Source organism: Cohnella zeiphila, assembly GCF_014212055.1.
GTDB classification, from domain to species: Bacteria; Bacillota; Bacilli; order Paenibacillales; family Paenibacillaceae; genus Cohnella; species Cohnella zeiphila.
Window position 1 is genome coordinate 25,098 of the sequence record NZ_JACJVO010000037.1, and the last position, 20,227, is coordinate 45,324.

Below are 20,227 nucleotides of genomic sequence, written 5' to 3' on the forward strand. Positions count from 1 at the left end.
CGCAATAAATTATGAAGTTGCAACGGGAGCCGAATCGACGGATAATAGCCGAAAAGGGACCGGCGGACGAGACGAGTCCCGGAACCGACCGATGACGGGGGAGACCATGAGAGAGACGACGATCTACGACGTGGCCAAGGAGGCGGGCGTGTCCATCGCTTCCGTGTCGAACGTTATTAACGGCAAAGGCAAGGTGAGCGCGAAGAAGCGGGAAGAGATCCGCGCCGTGATGGAGCGGCTCAACTACCGGCCGAACGTTCTCGCTTCCGCTCTCATGGGCAAAAAAACGTATACGCTGGGCCTTTTGGTGCCGGACGTAGCGAACCCGTTTTTCGCCGAGATCGCGCGGCTGGTGGAAGACCACGCGCACCAGGCCGGCTACAGCGTCATCGCCTGCAGCACGGACAACAAGGACGAGCGGATCGAGCGCTACATCCGGCTGCTGAAGCGCAAGCGCGTGGACGGGCTCATGATCGGCACCGGGCTCGGCGGGTCCGGCGCGCTGTCCCAGCTGAAGGAGAAGTCGGTTCCGCTCGTGATGATCGCCCGCGGCTCCGATCTTCTCCCCGCAAGCAGCGTCTTGACCGACGACCGGTCGGGAGGGGCGGGAGCGGCACGTCACCTGCTCGGACTCGGGCATCGGCGGCTGGCGGTGCTGGCCGAGAACGCCAAAGTGACGAGCAGCAAGGACCGGGTGCGCGGTTTTCGGGAGGCGCTGGCTGAAGCGGGGCTAAAACTAGCCGAGGCGGACATCCTCGTCTGCGAGACGAGCGTCGCGGACGGGGAGCGGGCCGCGGGCGAGCTGCTGCGCCGCCCCGATCGTCCGACCGCGTTGTTCTGCTGCAACGACATGCTGGCGGCGGGGGCGCTGCGGGCGGCGAAGCGGCTCGGCATTCGGGTTCCCGGCGGATTGTCCGTCGTCGGCTTCGACAATACGATTCTGGCCGAAGTGACCGATCCGGCGCTGACGACCATCGCTCAGCCGCTGGATCGGATTGTCGGCAAGGCGCTGGAGCTGCTGATCGGAGAGCCGGAAGCAGGCGGCCCGGAGCGGCGGCGCTTCGTCATGGAGCCCGAGCTGATCGTTCGGGAATCGACGGCCCCGCCGCCCGATGCCATCGGCTAATTGAAGGAGTGAGAGACACATCTTGAAAGAAGCAAGCAGCGACAAAAGGCTGATTCTGTTCCTGGACAGCGGAGATACGATTATCGACGAGACGACCGAAATCCGCGACGAAAACGGAGTCGTCATCCGCGCGGATGTGATTCCGGGAGCCGACGTCATGATCCGCACGCTGTACGAGCGGGGCTACACGCTCGTGCTGGTGGCCGACGGACTGGCGCAATCGTTCAAAAATATGTTTATCCAGCACGGCTTTTATGACTGTTTTACGGCCATGATCAACTCGGAGAACGTCAAAGCGGAGAAGCCGAATGCCCGTATGTTCCTGGCGGCGATCGGCGCGATCGGGCTGGACGCTTCGGCCTTCGGCCGGGTGGCGATGGTCGGCAACAACCTGGCACGCGACGTCAAGGGCGCGAACGCGCTCGGCATCACGAGCATCTTCCAGAGCTGGACGTCGCGCTACCCGCACGAGCCCGCCGACGACAGCCAGCGTCCCGACTACACGATTCGCGAGCCGCTCGAACTGCTGGAGCTCGCCGAGACGCTGAACGCGAAGCTTCCGTAACTCCAGTTCATCCTATGAGAATAGGAAGACCGCCTCTCGTCCGGCATCGGGCAAGGGACGGTCTTTGTTTATCGGCAGTTCCTAACCGACCTGGCTTCTGCTCTGCAGATCCGCTTGCCATTGTTGGATGAAACGGTTCTGCCCGGCCAATCTGCTCAAAAGCGAGACGGAGGTATCGCGGTCGCCAAGCTCCCACAGAATGTCGCTTTTCAGCTTTAAGTACCAGATATTCTGTGGAGCGGCTGTTAGCGACTTTTCGTTTTCCGTTTCGGCCACTTGCAAGTATCGGCGATCCCGGCTGCTTAGGAAGGCTTTATAATAAAGCCGCGCTTTCCGGTCATGAATCCGGTCGGCAAAAAGGGCGATTCGCGCGCTGCGGTCCAGCCAATGAATGGCATCGGCTGAGCGGCCGGAGGCAAGCGCTTTGTCCACGGCGCCCTCGTAGGCGGAAGACAGCAGCAGCAGAGTCGCAACGGCGACCGTAATGGCGGCAATTGCCGTAAAAGCGATTTTGCGTACTGGAATTTTCTCCTGGGGCGAAATCGCGCCGGAACCGGAAGGTACAGTCGCCAGCACGAACGCCAGACCGAGCAGGTAAGGGTAGGAAAAAGTGAAGTCCGTCAGGCTGTGAAAGAAGAGGGTGAAGCACGCGAGCAGGCGGCAGCGAATCGCGAACGCAGCATCTCCTTCTGCAAGACGGGCTTTTCGAACGGCCTCTGCTATCAGGAAGGCGAAGGCGGCAACGTACAGAAGCAGGCCGATTCCCCCCACTTCGGTCATCAACTGGAGCAGATGATTGTGAACGTACTCCGTATAATAATCGGCGGTTTGATAGCGATATTGGAAATTCGTCCAGCCGCCTGCGCCGTATCCCCAGATCGGCGATTTCCGAATCATCGACCAGGCGTCGTGGGCATAGACGAGCCGCGCATATCCTTCGCCTGTTTTCGATAAAAAGGAGGACCACCGGGCAGCCAGCCCGGAATTGGACATGAAGGCGACAGCCAGGGTAAGCGGAACGGACGCGATCAGGGCCGGAGCATAGGCCCTTCGGGTCGCCGCTGTGTCTCTCGTCCGAACCGATAACCAAACAGCTGCGGCAGCGAAAGGGACCGGCAGCCACGGCGAAAGCTGGTACGTCAAGGCGGCGATAATGCCTAGAGAAGTGCCTGCGGCAAGCTGGAACCAGGAAAAACGAGAGACTTTCCGGTTCCAGAAGCCGAGCACTCCCAAGACGATCAGCAGAAACAAAAACGCCGTTCGCGACTCGGTCAGCACCAGGCCGCCGGCGCATGCGAAGTAGGCCAGAGGCATCCAGCGGTGCCGGGCCGGTTCCGTGCGATACAAGCTGTAAGCCACAATCAGACCGGCTAGCAACAAAATGGCATAGCCATTGGCATAATCGAGAAATCCCGCCAATCGGCCCTTGACGAAACGGCCCATCGCGACGCTGACGGGAACGGAGACGGCAAGCAGCCAGACGAAGACCGTCCAAAGGCGATTCATCATTTGGGACGTAGCAACTGAAGCGAACGAATGCAAGGGGAGAAGCAGGCAGGCTCCAAGCGCGCCTGTCAGCGCTGCTCGATGGTCCGTTCCGTAGAAGACGCTGGCTGTATAAATAGCGAGAAAAGCCGCAAGCAGCAAGGGAAGGATCCCGCGCGGAGCGGCTCCCATCCACAGAAAGAAGACAAAGCCGACGGCGACGATAATAGCGGTGGACCACGTCTCGGCTTCAAACAAAAAACCATGAACCAAGGGTCCGACCAGTAGAAAAAGAGCCAGCAATAGCGACGATAAACCTGCCTGTCTGGATGGAACAGTTTTCACGAGGATCATCCGTTTCCGAGCGGGATAAGGGAAGAGACCCGATCGCTCGGGTCTCTTCCGCTCTCTATTCCGAGATGCGGTGCAGCAAATTGACGATCAACTGAGCCGCTTCGGCTCGTGTCGCGTCTCCCTTGGGGACAAACTTTCCTTCTTGCGTTCCCTTGAGAAGCCCCAGCGCCGAAGCCGACCGAACCGGTTCCTGAGCCCAACCGCTAATTTGATCCGCGTCTTTGAAGACGGCCGGATCGGAGCCGGCTGCGTTCAACTGCGCCAACCGGGAGGCGTTCATGACGATGACGGCCATCTCTTCCCGGGAAATTTCCCGGGCCGGTTCGAATGAGCCGGAATCTACTCCTTGAACGAGTCCGTTCTCGTATGCGGCAGATACTGCGGAAGCGTACCATGCCGACGAGGGAACGTCAGCAAAAGTAGGGGACTTATCGCTGCTAAGGCCAAGCGCGCGAACGAGCATCGCCGTGAACTCCGCTCTCGTTACCTGCCGGTTCGGCTCGAACCTGTCGGAGGTAACCCCTTGAGCCATTTGTTTGGCCGCCAGTTCTTGAACGGCAGCGTGAGCCCAATGAGAGGAGCCGACGTCTCCGAACTCCTTGTGTACCTCGAACACGCCGTATTCGCTGAAATGCGTTACTTCGGCGGTAAGCGTCCCTTCGTCCCTGTGCGCCGGAATATAAGTCAGCGCTCCCTCGTCGGTGACATAGTAGATGCCCGTCAACTGCTTGTCCGCGCCTGCGTTCATCTTGAACGTCAGGGAGATCGGTTTGACGAACTGGGTCAGAGCAATCGACTTGCCAGCTTTCGTCGTAATGAACAACTTCATCTCGTAAACGTCGCCGACCGGCTTGACTGTGGTTCCTGGCGCCCCCTCCATTTTTGCGGCGGCGTCCGAGCCGCTTATCGGTTTCATGGAGAAGGATACCTTCGCGTCGGCCAAATCCACTTTTCCGATCAAGCCTGTAAGCTGGGCGAATACCTCGGGCGGAATTACCGCCTTGCCGCGGCTGGTCACGACTTCAATGGCGTTCGAGGCTTCCGCGTTGCTCCACAGGCCGGCGGGCAGCGTCACGGTTTCGTTGTCCGCGATGTCGAGCGAAACGACGCCATTCACGGCAGCGGGAATATCTTTCGCGCCGAACTCGACGGTTTTGGACGCAGCCGATCCGGTCTCGGCACCGCCGGGAGAAGTGACGCCACCGCCGCCGCCGATTCCTCCTCCGCCTCCGGAACCTCCACCCGTCCCGCCGTCATTATTGTCCGATGAAGCCCCGGAAAACGTGCTTTTCAAGACAACCTCGTCATTCGGCCCGACTGGCAACTGGAACGTCAATGTATACGTTTCAGCTTGGAAACGCGCGGCGATGTCAAACGGTCTTTGCCAATCCGTTAAGGCTTCGTACACTTTATTGTTGTTGGCATCCGTTATCGTGACCATGGCTTGCACAGAGCTCGAATATGTGCCGTCATCGACTTTGGATTCAACGTTTACGCCTATTAGCTTCAAATTCCCGCTTATCAGATTCGGCGTAACGGTGAGAACGGTCCGTTCGTTCTGCTGCTGCTTGCTGACCGCGAGCGACGAGGCCGCAACATCCACCTGTCCCGTGAAAGGAATGGATCTGTCGCTATTGATTTGTATAGGAGCGCCGGTTTTCCAGAACAAGAGCCAAGGGGTTGCGCCGTTATCGCGTGACGCTGTCTCGACTTGAATCGTGTGTTCCCCTTCGGGAAGATAAGCTTGGTTCAACATGGTTCCGTTATAATAGCTTCGGTATATGGCCTCTTCCGGTCTGTCGACAATATCGAGACCCAGGAAAGGCTTTTTTCCTTCCAATTGAATGCGATGCAGCGGAAAGCTCGAAACGGTCGTACGGCCGGTGAACGAATCGACATGAATTCGTTTCAGAATGTGATACCCAGTCGTCGCTCCGTCCGTTCCCTTCACATCGAGGGAGAAGTCGCCAGGTTTCATCAGCAGATCGTCGAAATAGAAAGTGCTGCCGATCTTAATGTTGCCTTTCCAAACGGCGAAAGGCTGGCTTCGGTTTTCGACGGGAAATTGGTACTGAACGATGGTATCAGTCAAGTCGCTCGGCAAATCGCTGATTTCCGGTTTTACGGAAATAGCATCGGATGGATAGGCAACTTTGTCAAGCTGCAACAAATCCGCTCCGCTCAGCGTTTGCCGGTTAAAGTACAAGGTTCCGTTGATCGAGCTAGCTCCAGGAGGTTTGACCGAAACGATAAATGACAGCACATAAGTCTTCAAGGGATCGATGGCCGACGTATCGGGCAGAATCAGCTTGCCGTTTTGGATAAACAAGTGGACTGCGTCGTCGCTGCTTCCGGCCTCCCACAATTCGCCATAGCTATCGGAAGAGCCAGCGGTATAGCCGGGAGGGTATACGATCGTCACCTCTTTGCTGGCGATCGGCTCTCCCGTTACCGATATCTTCCTTTGCTCATCGAGCCGAATGAGATCATTCGGAAAAGCCTGTTGTTCGAGACGAAGCGAATAGTCACCCGATTGATTCGGAATGTCGAGCGAAACGCTGCGCGGCGATATTGCGGCTGTAGGCTGGCCGATCGGCAACTGCTGCGAATCGTACAGCCGATAGTTCAACAAGCCCCCGGTTAGAGCCGAGGTCTGCGCGTCGGCGCGTTCGAGCGGAGCATAGGAAACTCCGTCGGCAGAGCGCTGAATCGTCATCGTCTGCGGCCCGGTTTCTCCGCTAACGGAGAAGGAAATGTCCTCTCCGGTCATTCGCTGGGTTATCTTAGCCACTTCCAACATCGTGACGTCGTTCAGTTCATTATCCAGATCGTCCCGGTAATCGGTATAAACCTTCTGATTGACCGCGCCCGCCCGATAGGAAGTGACCGAGGCCGAGGCATTGCGATCGGCAAACGTATGGCCAAAGCTTAGTGCCACATCCCGGTCGACAGGACCTAAATATTTCTCGAACTCGTAACGATAACCGTCGGCATCGACCTCGTACCGGGCGTCAACGTCCGTTCCTTTACTGACCAGATAGCGAGAAGTGTAAGCGTCGTCGGCTTCGCCGCTCCAACTGTAATTGACATCCAGCTTAGCGGTATTTTCTTGCGGCAGCGTAATTTGAATCATATCGCCGTTCAGGTTTGCCGTTTGGTTTTTGTCATTCGTTATATCAACGTCTTTGTGCAGGAAATAACCGGTGTCGCTAACGGCGTCATATAATTTGGTAAAGAAGGAGAGCTTACTGCCGCCCTGAATGTAAACCTCAGCTTGATGGTTGCCGTCAAACTCCAGGGGCCGAGGCCAACTGGATAACTCCCCTTGATCGCCTAGAACGGATAGAAGCAGCTTGTCATGCTCATGCGCCTGCGAGGCGGAGACCGTCAAATGCTTCAAGTCTCCCCCGCGGAATTGAAGCTCCGAGATTCCTCCGGTAAAGGAATTGTGATAGATCGCATCGTATTTACCGTCCGCCGACGAACCGGCAACGATCATCTCATAGGAACGTCCCTTCAGCAAGTATGCGTCGGGAACGAACAACGATCCGTCTTCTTTAGCGTCGGCTTGATAGAGAAGCTCGGTTCCATAGCTGGTTTCGCCTTGGTTCGCCCGATCGACCCAAGGGGGCTGCTTAGAGAACAAGTAAACTCGGGCGTGCTGCAGTCTTTGACCCGTTTCATCTTCCGCTTGAATGGTGAGGCCATTGGTCGAGCTGTCCGTATTGAGAAAGATAAGTTCTTTGTCGAGAGTCAGAGGCTGCGGCAATCCCGGGTAGTTTACGGTGACGTTAAGGCTGTAGCTGCCGCCGGGCAGTTTCGGGTCGAATGCATGATTGATGCAGCACCAGCCTAGCTGGCTCGTTTCGTCATAAACGAGATCCCCGGCGTCGTTCTTCAGTTGAACGAGTGTTTCGATTTCCGAATTTCCGATTCCTGACTGTTCCTGAATGTCATTAAGAAGGAAATCGCCATTTTGGATGGTAAAAACGACGTTGATATTATCGGAGCTTGCATGAACGTAAGTGGGGACAACCTTCGGTGAGGCGAAGCTGAGCGTTTTGTCCTCCGTTATTTGAAGAGGCGCGCTGTTCCAAAAATAGAGATACGGAATGCCGTTTTCTCCGCTTATCGTCTGCGTGATGTTGAAAGAATATTGTGCCCCGTTAGTCACTCTAATTTTGTCTACAGCTTGGAAATAGGCAAAGAAACCGGGAGCTTGGACATACGTTAGTCCGTTGCCCTCGGGCATTGAGATTTCGGAGGCGGCATCGAGATCGGCGGACGTAAAGGAAATTCCTCCGCCGGCTGCTACGGTCGCCGTCTTTCGCAGGAGGTAGCCTGTCTGACCGACCGTGCCGGTGTAAACTACTTCCAACTGAGACGTCGGCTCGGCCAACAAGGCGACAGAAGCCGCATCATGAATAGGAATTTTTAATGGATAGCCGTTGATCGCAAAATACAGATTGCGGTCGGTCTCGCCAGGGGAGACCGGCAAGTTTACCGTCGATCGTACCGCGTCACCGCTAATCGGCCATTCTTCCGTTTGCAGCAATTGCGCTCCGGAGGCAAAGTCGACGGAGTCCAAATAAACGAGCGTTTCGCCTTGATCGTTGACATAACTGTCGACCAGATCGACCCGAACGGGAGCGTCCGCGGACAATTCGAGAGGTCGAAGATCGACTTGGCCGCTTACAATGTTTAGGCTATGGTTCATGCCCTGCTGCAGGATATTCACGGTTCCTTCGGATGGGGAAAAGCCTTCAATGCTTCCCATTTGTATAACTCCGGGAACCATGGCAGCAGCGGAGAGGTTGTCCGGCGAATCGGCGTTCTCGTCAGGCAGAGGAAGCTGCTGATCGGACGTCTGCGAGACATCGGATTGATGTTCGACCGTCGGCGGATCGCCGGTACTCGTATTCGGGGCATCCTCGGCATGTACGGGAAGTGCAAGGGGAAAAAGCAGAATAAATGCCAGTAAACCTGTCAGCCAACGTTTTTGCATCGATAGACCTCCGTCTGCAGTCACTAAAAATGGGCACTCTGACCTTATACTATCATGGAAATGAGTGGGAGATTGGCGAATAATGTCGATCATTTTGTCGAATTTTCAATGAACGTAAAATAATTGCAGGAATCGGTAGGAGTGCGAGTCGCTCCGGCAGAATGCTCAAAACGAAACCGCCGGCCATTGTGGGCCGGCGGCTGACAGTGTATATTTCCTTAGCTTAATAAGCATGTGTTGGCGGACGACGAACCGCGGCAGCTCGTTAGTCCTCCCTATCCGATAACGCAATGCTGAACTCCGTCTCCGGCGAATCGGGCGAGACCCGTAGCTGTCTGCCTTCAAGCCAATGATAGTGAACCGTCCCGGACCTGGGATCGATCTCGACGGTATACAGGGTGCCGAATTGATCGGAGAACCGTTTGGAGTGCAGAGGGGGTTCCAGAAAAACCTCCGGAGATACGTCGCCCGCCCTCTTGAAGAGATGGTCGAATCGTTCGACCGTCCCGTGTTCAACATGCCCCGACTCTTGGATGCGCTGCTGATGGTTGGTGCAGCAGAGAAGTCCGTGTTCCGCGGTCACTTGATCCGGCGAAGCGTAGACGACGCAATAGCGCCCGTCGCGGTCCAAGAGGGAGAGGTTCTGTACGAGGCGATGCGGAAGGGCGTTCAGCCGTTCCGCCGCTTCCGGAACCGTCGCGCAAGTCCTCAGAAGGTAGCGGACGATGATGGGAATGCTGAAGCCGTCCCCGACTTCGAAGCTTCCGCCGAACGTGATGGCCACGGCGAGACCGTGATGGTTCAAGCCGTCGAGATAGCCCCAGCCGCATTCGGCGGAACCGATGATCCACCCGCCGTCCGGCGTAGGCTCGTAACGGAACACGCCGCTGAAACCGTCGGTGGCAAAGTCGTAGTTCCGGATCAAGGTCGGGTAACCCGACCGGAGGGAAATCGAGTTGCTGCACCCCGAGAAGAAGGGCCGCAAATTATGCATGGCGATCATCTGAGCCTGACCGGAACGATCCGGCGATGCCGACACGAGAGCTTCGAATTCGGCGAGCAGTTCCGGCATAAACTGTCGGATCAGAAGCTTGACTTCCTCGGCCGGGACCGGATCGGCCGGACGGTAGGGCTCGAGATTCCAGTGCCGCTCGGTATGGGCAGCCCAGGCCGCGGCATTCTGTTCGAGGATCGGCAGGCGTTTGAACCAATAACGCTTCCATAACGTTTCCATCTCTGAAAACTCCCTTTCGGGTTTGGATTAAGGTTCCGATGCTTTCATCTTACCTAAAAAGCATTCGAGTCCGCCTGTTCATTTGTGCTCTCTTCGGTTGGGCCGTCCAATCAAAAAGCCGTCGGCCCGAGGGGCCGGCGGCTGGTGCGCGGCGAGCGTATGGCGACTTCTATTTCCAAGCGGAGAGGAGTGATTGGGCGTCGGCATTCAATGCCGTTTTGGCTGCGGCCGACACCAGATCGCTTAGCGCTTTATTATTAAGGTGTTTAATGAAGTCCTCCATATGCTTGACTGCCTGCTCCTTGCTTCCTTTATCCAACTGCTGCCTCGCTTGATCGAGCGCGTTGGTCAGCTGGGGAACGAGCGGGCCGGTCAGGTCGCCTGATTCCGCGTAGCGGGAGAGGAGCCGCCCGATGTCGTCCAGGCTGGTAACGACATGGAAGGCGAGGGTTGCCCGAACCCGATTTCCCGCGCGATCCGTCAGCTCCACGACCGCCGTCTTGTCGCCGAGATTGCCGGCCAGATCGATGGTCGTCTTGCCTCCGGAGGCCGGATAATCCTTGCCGTCCAGCGTGACGACGGCCGAGACGATCTCGGAGACGCCGTCCGTGACCTGGAAGCTTAACGGCGTGCCGTCGCCGATCGAACTGCCTTCCTTCACCGCTTTTCCGCCGGAAGCGAGCGAGAAGGAAGGGCCGTTTTTCGTCTCGATGGAGAGACCCTGGGAGACGTTGCCCGACGTGTCCACGTTCCTAAAGACGATCGTATAGTCTTCGTCAACCGCAAGTCCGCTGAGCAGGGCCGTCTGAATGCCACGATTCACAATGGCGGGCTCTCCGATTTGCTGCCCGTTCTGGAGAACGGTAATGATCGTCTTCGTGCCGTCGATATCGTAAGGCCCGTCCCAGGTCAGCCGAATCTGGTCGTCTTCCCGGATCGTCTGCACATGCTCGACCTCGCCAGGAGCCACGCTGTCCGTCGGAGGCGTCGGCGGTTCGTCCGGCTTCGTCAGAACGTCAGGATCGCCGAAGGTGAACTTGTCGAGGTTGAACAGATAGTCGCTTCCTTTGAATAGCAAGTATACGATATGCTTGCCGGTAACCGGAGTAGCGACGTCCCCGGAGAACACCTGGAACGTCTGCCAGCCGCCGGTACCCGTAACGTTGACGGAAGAGATGAGCGGGCCGTTCAGGCTGTCCAGTCTCGCTTCGATCGTCCCGCCCTGCGTGTCGCTGGCGGCGTTCACGTACAGCTTGGCCGGGCCGGCGTCTCCGAAGTTAATGTAATTGTAGACGGCATAAGGATTGTTCGGTCCGTAAATGCCGGCCAAGTAAGTCTGTCCCCCGCCGTTCTCCGTTCCGAACTGCACGCCGGTCGAATAACTCTCGGCTTCGATTTTGCCGGAAGCGTCCTGTTCCTTGCCTTTGACGGTCGTGAAGCTGAACCAGTCGAGGTTGCACGGATAATCGCTTCCGTCCGCTCCATGGAAGATTAGGTACAGATCATGGACGCCGGCGGCTTGCGTGTCGTCGATCGCGGCCATAATCTCGGACCAGTCGTCCCAGCCTCCTTGGGCGGGGATGTTCACCGTGCCGACGGTCGGGCCGTCCGGGCTGTCCAGCTTGAGCTCGATCGAGCCGCCCTGATTGCCGCTCGAGACGCGGACGGTGACGCCGGCCGCGCCGGTTCCGAAGTCGATTCCTTTATACGATGCGTAAGCTCCGTCATGGATGGTGTCCAGGTAACCGTTGTCGGCGTTCTTGTTCAGCCCGGAGCTATCGTCGAAGTTGCCGGCGCTCAGTCTGGCGTACGCGTCGGTCCGCGTCGGATCGCCGGCCGTAAACTTGAACCAGTTCAGGTTGAATAAGTATGGGTCGTTCGTTTTGTTGAAAAGAAGGTAGACATCGTGCTTCCCGGTAACGGTGACCGGCTGCCCTTGATCGTCCGACAAAGCGGCGGGGAAGTCCGCATTGTTGTTCCAGCCGCCCGTTCCCGTCACGTCGACGGTGCCGACCTTGGGGCCGTCCGGAGAATCGAGACGAATCTCGATCTGTCCGCCGCCCGTGCCGCTGGCCGCCCTGGCGATAAAGCCCGCCGCGCCCGTCGTTCCGAAATCTACATTCTTATAGGCGGCGTAGAAGCCGGATTGGATGCCGCTGAGCTGCATCGTTCCTTCCGGACTGCCTTCCAGAAGGAAGCCGGTGCCCGTGTTGAAGCTTTCGGCCTCGACTTTGGAATACGGATCCTTGTCGGCGACATGGAGCTCGGCCGTCTGCGGCTTGATCACGTTCAGCGCCTCGACGGCGCCGGACGCTCCCCAGGAGTCGAACGTGCCGGCCAGCAGCTGACCGGCCCAGTTGCCGTCTGCCAGATTGCTCGAGCCGCGATTGCTCCAGGCCGTCTCCGTATTGAAGGCGAGCCAGTCGTTCAGCTCGGTTCCGAACGCTTGGTAGGCGCCGCCGGTTTCGTCAACGGCCTTCTGGAGATAAGCGAGGTTGCGCATCAGAATCGTTTTGCCGCCCTTCAAGTCGCCGTTGGGGCCTTCGAAGCGCAGCAGGCCGCTAGCGTCGACCAGATGGCTCTTGGTGAACTCGGCCGCCTTCACGGCGTCATCCAGATAGACGCTGTTGCCGGTGACTTGGTACAGCCCGACAGCCGCGCCGATGAACGTGCCCTGATTGTAATGAGTGGCATCCGGAACGGCGCCGTTCTTCACTTCGATGCGGTCGAACACTTTCCCGTTGCCGTCGGTCAGCATCGTCTTGCCCCAGCGGAAAATCTTGGCCGCCGCATCCAGGTAGTGCTCGTCCTTCGTGTCGTTATAGAGGAAAATCGCCGCTTCCGCCGCCGGGAAATTGATGCAGGCGTTCTTCGTCGAATGGTCGCTGTTCATCCACCAGATGCCGCCGTTCGCAAAGTCGTCGCTCCACTGCGTATCGTACACGAAGTCGAAGTAGTATTTCGCCTTGTCCAGGTAGCGCTGCTCCTTGGTGATAGCGTAAGCTCTTGCGCTTGCCATGGCCCACCACATGATGTCGTCGTTGAAGTGATTGTTGGTCCAATCCTCGCCGTATTTGGCCACCGTGCCGTCGAAGACGTCGTCGATCTGCGTTCGCAAGGAAGCCTTCAAGCTCGGGTCGGACGTGTTCAAGTACGCGTCCATCACCGTCTCCCAGAGCTCCGCCTCGACCCAGAAGCCCTGATAGCTGTTGCCGTGGCCGGAATTCGCCCAGAAGTACTTGGCGCTGCTGTCCCAGAATGCGGAATTGAACGCCTTTATCGCCGTATCCGCATCGGAAGACGTGAAGGCGGACGCCTGGGCCGGGCCGATGACGGACAGGGGAGAGCAGGCCAAGGCGACCGCGACCGTCCAGGTTCCCCACCTGGCCGGCTTCGAGCTGAGCAGTTTCATTACATTCCCTCCATTATAATGAAATTGGGCGGAAGACGAAGCCGACATACAGCATTTCCGTCGGCTTCGCGCCCGCGCGAATTTGTTACCCGCCGATCACTTTGTTGATCTTGTCCGCCATGCCGTTCAGGTCGCTGATCGGCGCTTTGCCCGCCAGCACGTTTTTCCACGTCGCGTCGATGAACGGATTCGCCTTGCCGGACCAGGCCGGAAGGAAGCGAACAGGTTGAATATTCGGGGAATTCAGAATATGGTCGATCGTTTCGCCCACTTCCGGGTGGCCAGCGGTCTTGAGCGCGTCGAAGTAAGCCGAAGCGGAAGCCTTGTAGGCGGCCGGCGCGACCGGCGTTTGCGGCAGCACTTGTTCGTACATGGTCGAGTCGAGGTATTTGAGCACTTTCCACACGGCATCCGGATTTTTAATGGAGGCCGGGCTGGTCCAGCCGACGGCGTCGTTAATTTCCGTCTGCGACGACACGACCGGCATCGGGGCGAAGCCCCATTGCAAATCCTTGGGAGCCGTGCGAATCAGATCGTCCGCAACCCATTGGCCTTGGTACGTCATCGCCACTTTGCCTTCCTTGAACGAGCTCATGATGTTGGTCAAATCAAAGGTAGGAGCGTTCATGTAACCGTTTGCAATGGCGTCTTTATATTTCTCGGCGCCCTCGATAAACTGGGGGCTGATCTCCACCTTGGTCGGATTGATGATGTCGTTCGCGAACGGAGCGCCGCCCGCCGATACGGCGTAGAGAGAAGTGATGAACGGATCCGGAGCGGCGTAATAGCCGTATTGCTGAACCCCGCCTTGCTTGCCGGACAGCTTCTGCATATCCGCGAAAAATTCGTCGTACGTCCAGCCGATCTTCGGCTCCGTCAAGCCGGCGTCCTGGAACAATTTCTTGTTATAGAAGATGCCGTACGTATTCAGGAGTCCGGGCAATCCGAGCAGCTTGCCGTCCAGATACCAGCTGTCGACGGTGCCTTTGTAGAAACCGCCTAAGAACTCCGAATCGTTCGTCGCGTGGGACGTCCAATCGTATAATAACCCTTGGGAACCATTGCTGATGAGCATGTCGTTGCCTGACTGAAAGATATCGGGCGCTTGTTTGGCGGCCAGCATGCCGTTCAGCTTGACGCCGTAATTATCCAGCGGGGTCGGAATGAGCTTGACCGTTATGTCCGGATTTTCCTGCTCGAAATTTTTCATGGCGGCCATGATCTTGTCGTTCATCTCCGCGGATTCCCACGTCATCAGCGTCACTTCGACCTTCTTGCCGCCGCCGGAAGACGACGCGGGCTGCGAAGCCGAAGCCGTTCCGGACGATGCCGGAGAAGACTCGCCCGCCGATCCGGAAGCCGAGCCGCCATTCGAATTGCCGCCGTTGCCGCATCCCGCCAACAAACCGGCCGCCATCATGCCGGCCGCCATTCCCGATACCCATTTCCGAGTTGCCTTGTCCATTGTAAGACCTCCCGCATTTCGAATTTGGTTCTTCAATCAAGCGAATCGTTGCGAATTGCGATTTGCCTACTTGTACATTTGAAAGCGCTACCACCACCTTTGCGAAGTTGCCGCCGAGCGCGGACGCGGGCGCTATTTCAAGGAAGCGGAGTTCACCGAGCCGAGACCTTGCATGAAGAATTTCTGGCCGAAAAAGAAGAGGATCAGCATCGGCAGAATATAGATCAGATCCGCGGCCATGAATAGGTTCCAGGCGGTGGCGTACGTGCCCTTGTAGGAAGCCATGGCGAGGGCCAGCGTCCATTTCTTCTGGTCGACGATGTAGATCAGCGGCTCCAGGTATTGGTTCCACGAGCCTTGGAAGGCGAAGATGACCATCGTGACGATAACCGGCGCCGCCATGGGGGCCAGCACCTTGGTCAGCACGTACAAATCCGAAGCCCCGTCGATCTTGGCCGCTTCGTCGAAGGAGACGGAGATCGTTTTCAAATATTGCACGAACAGAAAGGAGAATGTCGCGTTGCCGAAGAAAGCGGGAATGATGATCGGCAGCCAAGTATTATACCATCCGAGGCTCGAGTAAAGATGGAACAGCGGAATCATGCCGACGAACCCGGGCAGCATGAGGCTTCCGACGAAGAAGGAGAACCACAGCTTCCGGCCCGGAAAATTCAGTCTGGCAAGACCGTAGCCGACGAATACGGAGCTGACGACCTGGCCGATTACGGTTAGTACGGCGATGAACAAGGAGTTGCCGAACGTCTGCCAGAAATGGATTTCTCTCGTTCCCGTCACGAAGTTGGACCAGTGCAGTTCTTTGGGGAACCATTGCGGGGGAAGCCGGAACACTTCATTGTCGCTCTTCAGCGCGATCGTCACCATCCACAGCAGCGGAAACAGCATGGCGACGGCTCCTACGCACAGCACGAGGAAACGAATGGCTTTGAGCGCAGGGGAACCGCCTCGGCGGGATCCGGCTGCCACTCCCGGTTGGGCATTCATCGGTCCTTCACCTCTTTTTGCATAAGTGGATATCTGTTTTATCTGGAATCGCTCTCATAATAAACGAACCGGTTGGAGTAGCGGTAAGTCAGCAGCGTGAAGATCATGATGATGACGAACAGCACCCATACCTCGGCGATCGAGTAGCCGAACATTTTGTTGTTGAAGGCGTCCTGGTAGATTTTGAAGTTCAGCAGGGAGGTGGAGAAGTTCGGCCCGCCGGCCGTCAGCACCTGCACCTGGTTGAACGCCTGGAACGCGCCGATTATGCCGAGAATGAGCTGCAGAAACAGGATGGGGGTGATCATGGGAATGGTGATGTTGAGCGAAACCTTCCACCTGGGGGCTCCGTCGACCTCGGCGGCCTCGTACAGCTCCTGGGGGACCGATTGCAGGCCGCTCAGAAAGATGATCATGCCCGATCCGACTTGCCAGAGGCCGATGAGCACGATGGAGAAAAGGGCGGTTCGCGAGCTCGTCAGCCAGGTTCCCTCGGGCAAGCCCAGCGCTCGAAGCAGGGAATTGGCGAGCCCGTACTGCGGCTGGTAGATGAACAGCCACAGGGTAAGGGTGGCGATCGAAGGGACCACCGTCGGCAAATAGTAGATCGTGCGGAACCACTTGATGCCCGGCAGGCCCCGGTTCAGCAGCATGGCCAGGCACAGGCCGATGATCAGGGACAGCGGGACGCTCATGAGGACGTAATAGAATGTCGCCCGGATGGACGGCCAGAACGCCGGATCCACGTTGAAGATGTAGTCGAAGTTGTCGAGCCCGACGAACTTGGGCTTGTCGTAGCCGCTCCATTCCGTGAGCGAATAATAGATCGAGGAAAGCAGCGGATAGGCGACGAACACGCTAAAGCCGATAATCGAAGGCAGAATGAATAAGTAACCGTTTCTCCATTCCCGTAACTTGCGTTTGGTCATCGCGGACTTCATGGCTTCAAGACTCCTCCTTCGCTACAGCGTATCTAACGACTTTGAACCCGAATGCCGCAGCAATCCATCGCCAGCTCGCAGAACATCATGTTAGCCCAGGAAAACCAGGAGCGGGTGTACCGTGACGGATTCTCCGCCAGAAAGCCTTCGTGCATCATCTCCGTGCCGTCGTCGGTGTCGGCCATCAGAGCGAGCAGCCGCCTCTTCTCGTCCGGATCCTCGGAGGTGAGTCCCTGCATGGCGAGCGCGATGTGCCAGATGTACCGGTCCGGCGTATGGGGACTGCCGATTCCGCTGGCGGCCGAGCCTTCGTAATAGTAAGGATTGGCGGAGCTGAGCACGAAACGCCGGGTGTTCCGGTAGACCGGATCGTCCGCCTTCGCATATCCAAGGTAAGGGATCGACAGAAGGCTCGGGACGTTGGCGTCGTCCATCAGCAGATGGTTGCCCATTCCGTCGGTCTCGTAAGCATAAATGCGGCCGAACTCGGGATGGTCGACGACGCCGTGCTTTTCGATGCCGGACCGGATCTCTCCGGCCAGCGCCAGCGCTTCTTCCGCCAGCGTCTCATCGGTCCATACCTCGCGGGAGATCTCGGCCAAGTACTCCAGCACGACCGCCGCGAACATATTGGCCGGAATCAGGTAGCCGTACCGGCAGGCGTCGTCGCTCGGGCGGAAGCCCGACCAGGTCATGCCCGTGAAGGCGACCTCCGCCCCTTTGCCCTCCCGGGGGAGCGTATCGCTCGGCGGGCAATCGAAGCGTTCGAACGTGTAAGGGGACAGCGTCTCGTGATGCTGTTCGACCTTCCAAGTATCCAGGACGATCTTGGCGGCGGATCGGAACGCGGCGTCGAATTGCGACGTCCGGCCGGTGTTCTTCCATAGCAGGTAGGCGAGCTGCAGGGGATAGCACAAGGAGTCGATCTCGTACTTGCGTTCCCACAGCCAGGGGGTCATCCGCGTGCGGTCGTTCTGGTGCCCGTTGCCGCTCGGAGCGTCGTTGAAAGCGTTGGCATAAGGGTCCAGAACCATAAAAGCGGCTTGCCGGCGGACGAGTCCTTCGATCAGCTCCGCGAGCCGTTCGTCCTGCCGGGCCGGCACGAGGAAAGGACGGATCTGCGCCGCCGAATCCCGCAGCCACATGGCCGGAATATCTCCCGTGATGACGTAGGTCGTTCCGTCCGGATGCCGGCGAACCGTCGTACTTAGCGTATTCTCCAGCATGCTTCGGAACATGCGGGACAGCTTGGGGTTCTCTCCCGTTCGTTCGGCAACCGCCCGGATCAAATCGTTCAGGGCGGCGAATGAATCCACTGTGTTCATGGAAGAGATGCTCCTTTCCAGTTATCCCTCGATGTGTGGCAATAGGCTTCGGATGATCTCCATAAAAGCGTTTACACCTCCAATATAATGTCATAACAATTAGATGTCAATATATTAAATTTATTAAATGCTATGTTGGCATACCATCCAAAAAACAACAAAAAGCCCGTCGGCCAGTCGGGCCGACGGGACGAGCTTGAGAACAAAGCGGGGGCCGTTAACGGTGTACAGGCGCGAGAGCGGTCGAGTTTCCCTGCACGAGCTGCGCTTCCAACAGAGTTCGGTTTGGCGTTCCGCCGTCTTCCAGCAGATCGATCACTTGCTCGAACGCGGTTCGCCCCATCTCTTCCTCCTGCTGCCTCAGATGGGTGAACGGATAGGTCCCGTTCATCTCGGGGCAGTCGTAGCAGATGACGGACAGATCTCCCGGCACGGCCAGCCCGAGCCGGCTCGCCGCTTCGCGGGCCAGCAGGGCGATATTGTACTCGATGGCGAACAGGGCCGTGATTCGGGGGCGGCTCTGCAGCAGCCGCTTGATCTTGAGAATGTCCCGCTCGCGGTTCTCCGCCGTGAACGCGCTTGGCATCGTCGACAGAATGTCCTTCATCCATAATTCCCGGTCGACGGGAATGCCGCGTTCCGCGTGCGCCTTGACGAAACCGTCGATCCGGTCCTCCACCGACGTCGTATGGTCCGGCGGAGGCGCGAGCAGGCCGATATGCCGGTGGCCGAGGTCGAACAAATGCTCCACGCCGCGCTTGGCTCCCGCCATATTGTCGGTGCAGACGACGCCGGCCGGGATGCCCGTCAAATACCGGTCGATCATGACGAGCGGGAACTTGCCGATCGCCAGCTTCAAAATTTCCGCGTTAAAAAACTCCCCGTGCGCCGGCAGGATGACCAGCCCGTCCACTCCGATCTCCAGCATCCCTTTGATCGCTTCCTCTTCGCAAGCGGGATCCCCGAGCGACCGCCGCACGATCAAATAGCTGTCCCGCTCGCGCGACGTTTCTTCCAATCCGTGCACGAGCCGGGTGCCGAAGCCTTCCGAGAAGTCGTTGATGATCAGGCCGATCAGCAGCTTGCCGCGCGCGGCTCCGCTTTTCGAGAGGGCTCTTCCATCTCCGGCAAGGCTGGCGGTCTGTCCGGCGGGGCCGGCCACGAACGAGCCGCGGCCGGGCCGGCGCACGATCCATCCGTCGGCCGACAGCCATTCGAGAGCTTTCTTGCTCGTGATCCGGCTCACGTTATACTCGTCGGCCAGCTCTTTCTCCGACGGCACGCGATCGCCGATCCCGTATTTTCCGCTCCGGATGTCGTCGCGCAGCGCTGCGAAGATTCGCTCGTACATCGGACTTGACATGATCTTGCGTCCTCCTGGGTATTCCCCCTTATAGAATCTTATATAAATAATATATCATGGTATATATTAGCGCAATATGAATATTACCGGAGCGTCGAAGCGATGAGCCGCTCCATCAGCCGCCACGGCAGCAGCGCTTTGCCGATCAGCGTGAGGCGGGCGCCGCGGCCGATCGGATAACGGAGGCGGGAGGAGCGGACCCGCAACGCCCGGACGATGGCGAGCGCGGCGTCTCGGGCGTCGGGCGCGTTCTCGGCCGTGCGCTGCGTATAGCGAAGCACCGATTGCAGCGCCTGTTCGTAAGCGGAGCCGGGGCGGCTGTACATCCGCTCCCAGCCTTTGCGCCAGATCGGGGTGCGGTAGGAGGACGGCTCCAGCAGCACGACGCGCACGCCGAACGGAGCCATCTCGTGCCGGAGGCATTCGCTGAAGCCTTCGATCGCGAATTTGGAGGAAGCATACGGACCGAAGCCCGGGAAGCCGATCCGGCCGCTGATGCTGCCGACGTTCGCGATCGTGCCGCTTCCTTGTCTCCGCATCGCGGGCAGAACCGCTTGCGTGACGGCGACCGTTCCGATGAAGTTCGTCTCCATCTGTTCCCGCCAAGCTTCCGGCGGAACTTCCTCGATGAATCCGCCCGCGGCGTAGCCGGCGTTGTTCACGAGCAGATCGATCCGCCCGCCGTCGCCAAGGACGGCCTCGACCGCCGCCCGAATCGATTCCGGCTCCGTCACGTCGAGCCGACGAACCGCGATCCGCCCGGCGACGCCCGCGCGTTCCGCCTCGCGGAGCAGCTCCCCGCTCGCGTCCGGATTCCTCATCGTCGCGACGACCCGGTACCCGTCCGCGGCCAGGCAAACGCATGTCCATAGACCCAAACCGCTGGACGAGCCGGTCACGATCGCGACCGGCTCGCCGGCTTTTCCGAATTCGCGTGCCCAGCCAAGCAC

At 58.2% G+C, this 20,227-nt stretch carries 12 protein-coding genes; 2 read left to right on the forward strand and 10 right to left on the reverse strand.

The genetic code is table 11. The features are described 5' to 3' along the window. Positions 1-106: 106 nt before the first annotated feature. Positions 107-1,126, forward strand: a complete 1,020-nt coding sequence (locus H7C18_RS28280) for a LacI family DNA-binding transcriptional regulator (protein WP_185132494.1) — start codon at positions 107-109, stop codon at positions 1,124-1,126. A gap of 22 nt (positions 1,127-1,148) precedes the next feature. Next, positions 1,149-1,691: an HAD family hydrolase gene (locus tag H7C18_RS28285; protein WP_202887567.1), complete on the forward strand. Its 543-nt coding sequence runs from the start codon at positions 1,149-1,151 to the stop codon at positions 1,689-1,691. 81 nt (positions 1,692-1,772) lie between these two features. Here the strand turns inward: H7C18_RS28285 and H7C18_RS28290 are convergent, their stop codons facing one another. The 10 genes from H7C18_RS28290 to H7C18_RS28335 form a co-directional block, all read right to left on the reverse strand. Beyond that, positions 1,773-3,521, reverse strand: a complete 1,749-nt coding sequence (locus H7C18_RS28290) for an O-antigen ligase family protein (RefSeq protein ID WP_185132495.1) — start codon at positions 3,519-3,521, stop codon at positions 1,773-1,775. Positions 3,522-3,585: 64 nt separating this feature from the next. After that, complete coding sequence (locus tag H7C18_RS28295) at positions 3,586-8,535, reverse strand: S-layer homology domain-containing protein (RefSeq protein WP_185132496.1); 4,950 nt, start codon at positions 8,533-8,535, stop codon at positions 3,586-3,588. A 265-nt stretch (positions 8,536-8,800) separates the two neighbouring features. Beyond that, entirely contained in the window at positions 8,801-9,769 is a 969-nt protein-coding gene (locus tag H7C18_RS28300; RefSeq protein ID WP_185132497.1) for a C45 family autoproteolytic acyltransferase/hydrolase, read from the reverse strand. A 169-nt stretch (positions 9,770-9,938) separates the two neighbouring features. After that, positions 9,939-13,181, reverse strand: coding sequence for a carbohydrate-binding protein (locus H7C18_RS28305; RefSeq protein WP_185132498.1), 3,243 nt, complete (start codon positions 13,179-13,181; stop codon positions 9,939-9,941). Positions 13,182-13,266: 85 nt separating this feature from the next. Beyond that, positions 13,267-14,646 (reverse strand): ABC transporter substrate-binding protein, encoded by a 1,380-nt coding sequence (locus H7C18_RS28310; RefSeq protein ID WP_238358028.1) that lies wholly within the window; start codon positions 14,644-14,646, stop codon positions 13,267-13,269. 132 nt (positions 14,647-14,778) lie between these two features. After that, the gene (locus tag H7C18_RS28315) at positions 14,779-15,648 is read right to left on the reverse strand and encodes a carbohydrate ABC transporter permease (RefSeq protein WP_185132499.1); all 870 of its coding nucleotides are present in this window, start codon (positions 15,646-15,648) and stop codon (positions 14,779-14,781) included. Positions 15,649-15,686: 38 nt separating this feature from the next. Next, positions 15,687-16,589: a carbohydrate ABC transporter permease gene (locus tag H7C18_RS28320; RefSeq protein ID WP_238358029.1), complete on the reverse strand. Its 903-nt coding sequence runs from the start codon at positions 16,587-16,589 to the stop codon at positions 15,687-15,689. A 32-nt stretch (positions 16,590-16,621) separates the two neighbouring features. Beyond that, positions 16,622-17,914 carry a glycoside hydrolase family 125 protein gene (locus H7C18_RS28325; RefSeq protein WP_185132500.1) on the reverse strand — a complete coding sequence of 431 codons (1,293 nt, stop codon included), beginning with the start codon at positions 17,912-17,914 and terminating at the stop codon, positions 16,622-16,624. Between the two features lie 217 nt (positions 17,915-18,131). Continuing rightward, positions 18,132-19,277, reverse strand: coding sequence for a GntR family transcriptional regulator (locus H7C18_RS28330; protein WP_238358030.1), 1,146 nt, complete (start codon positions 19,275-19,277; stop codon positions 18,132-18,134). Between the two features lie 83 nt (positions 19,278-19,360). Then, positions 19,361-20,227, reverse strand: coding sequence for an SDR family oxidoreductase (locus tag H7C18_RS28335; RefSeq protein WP_185132501.1), 867 nt, complete (start codon positions 20,225-20,227; stop codon positions 19,361-19,363).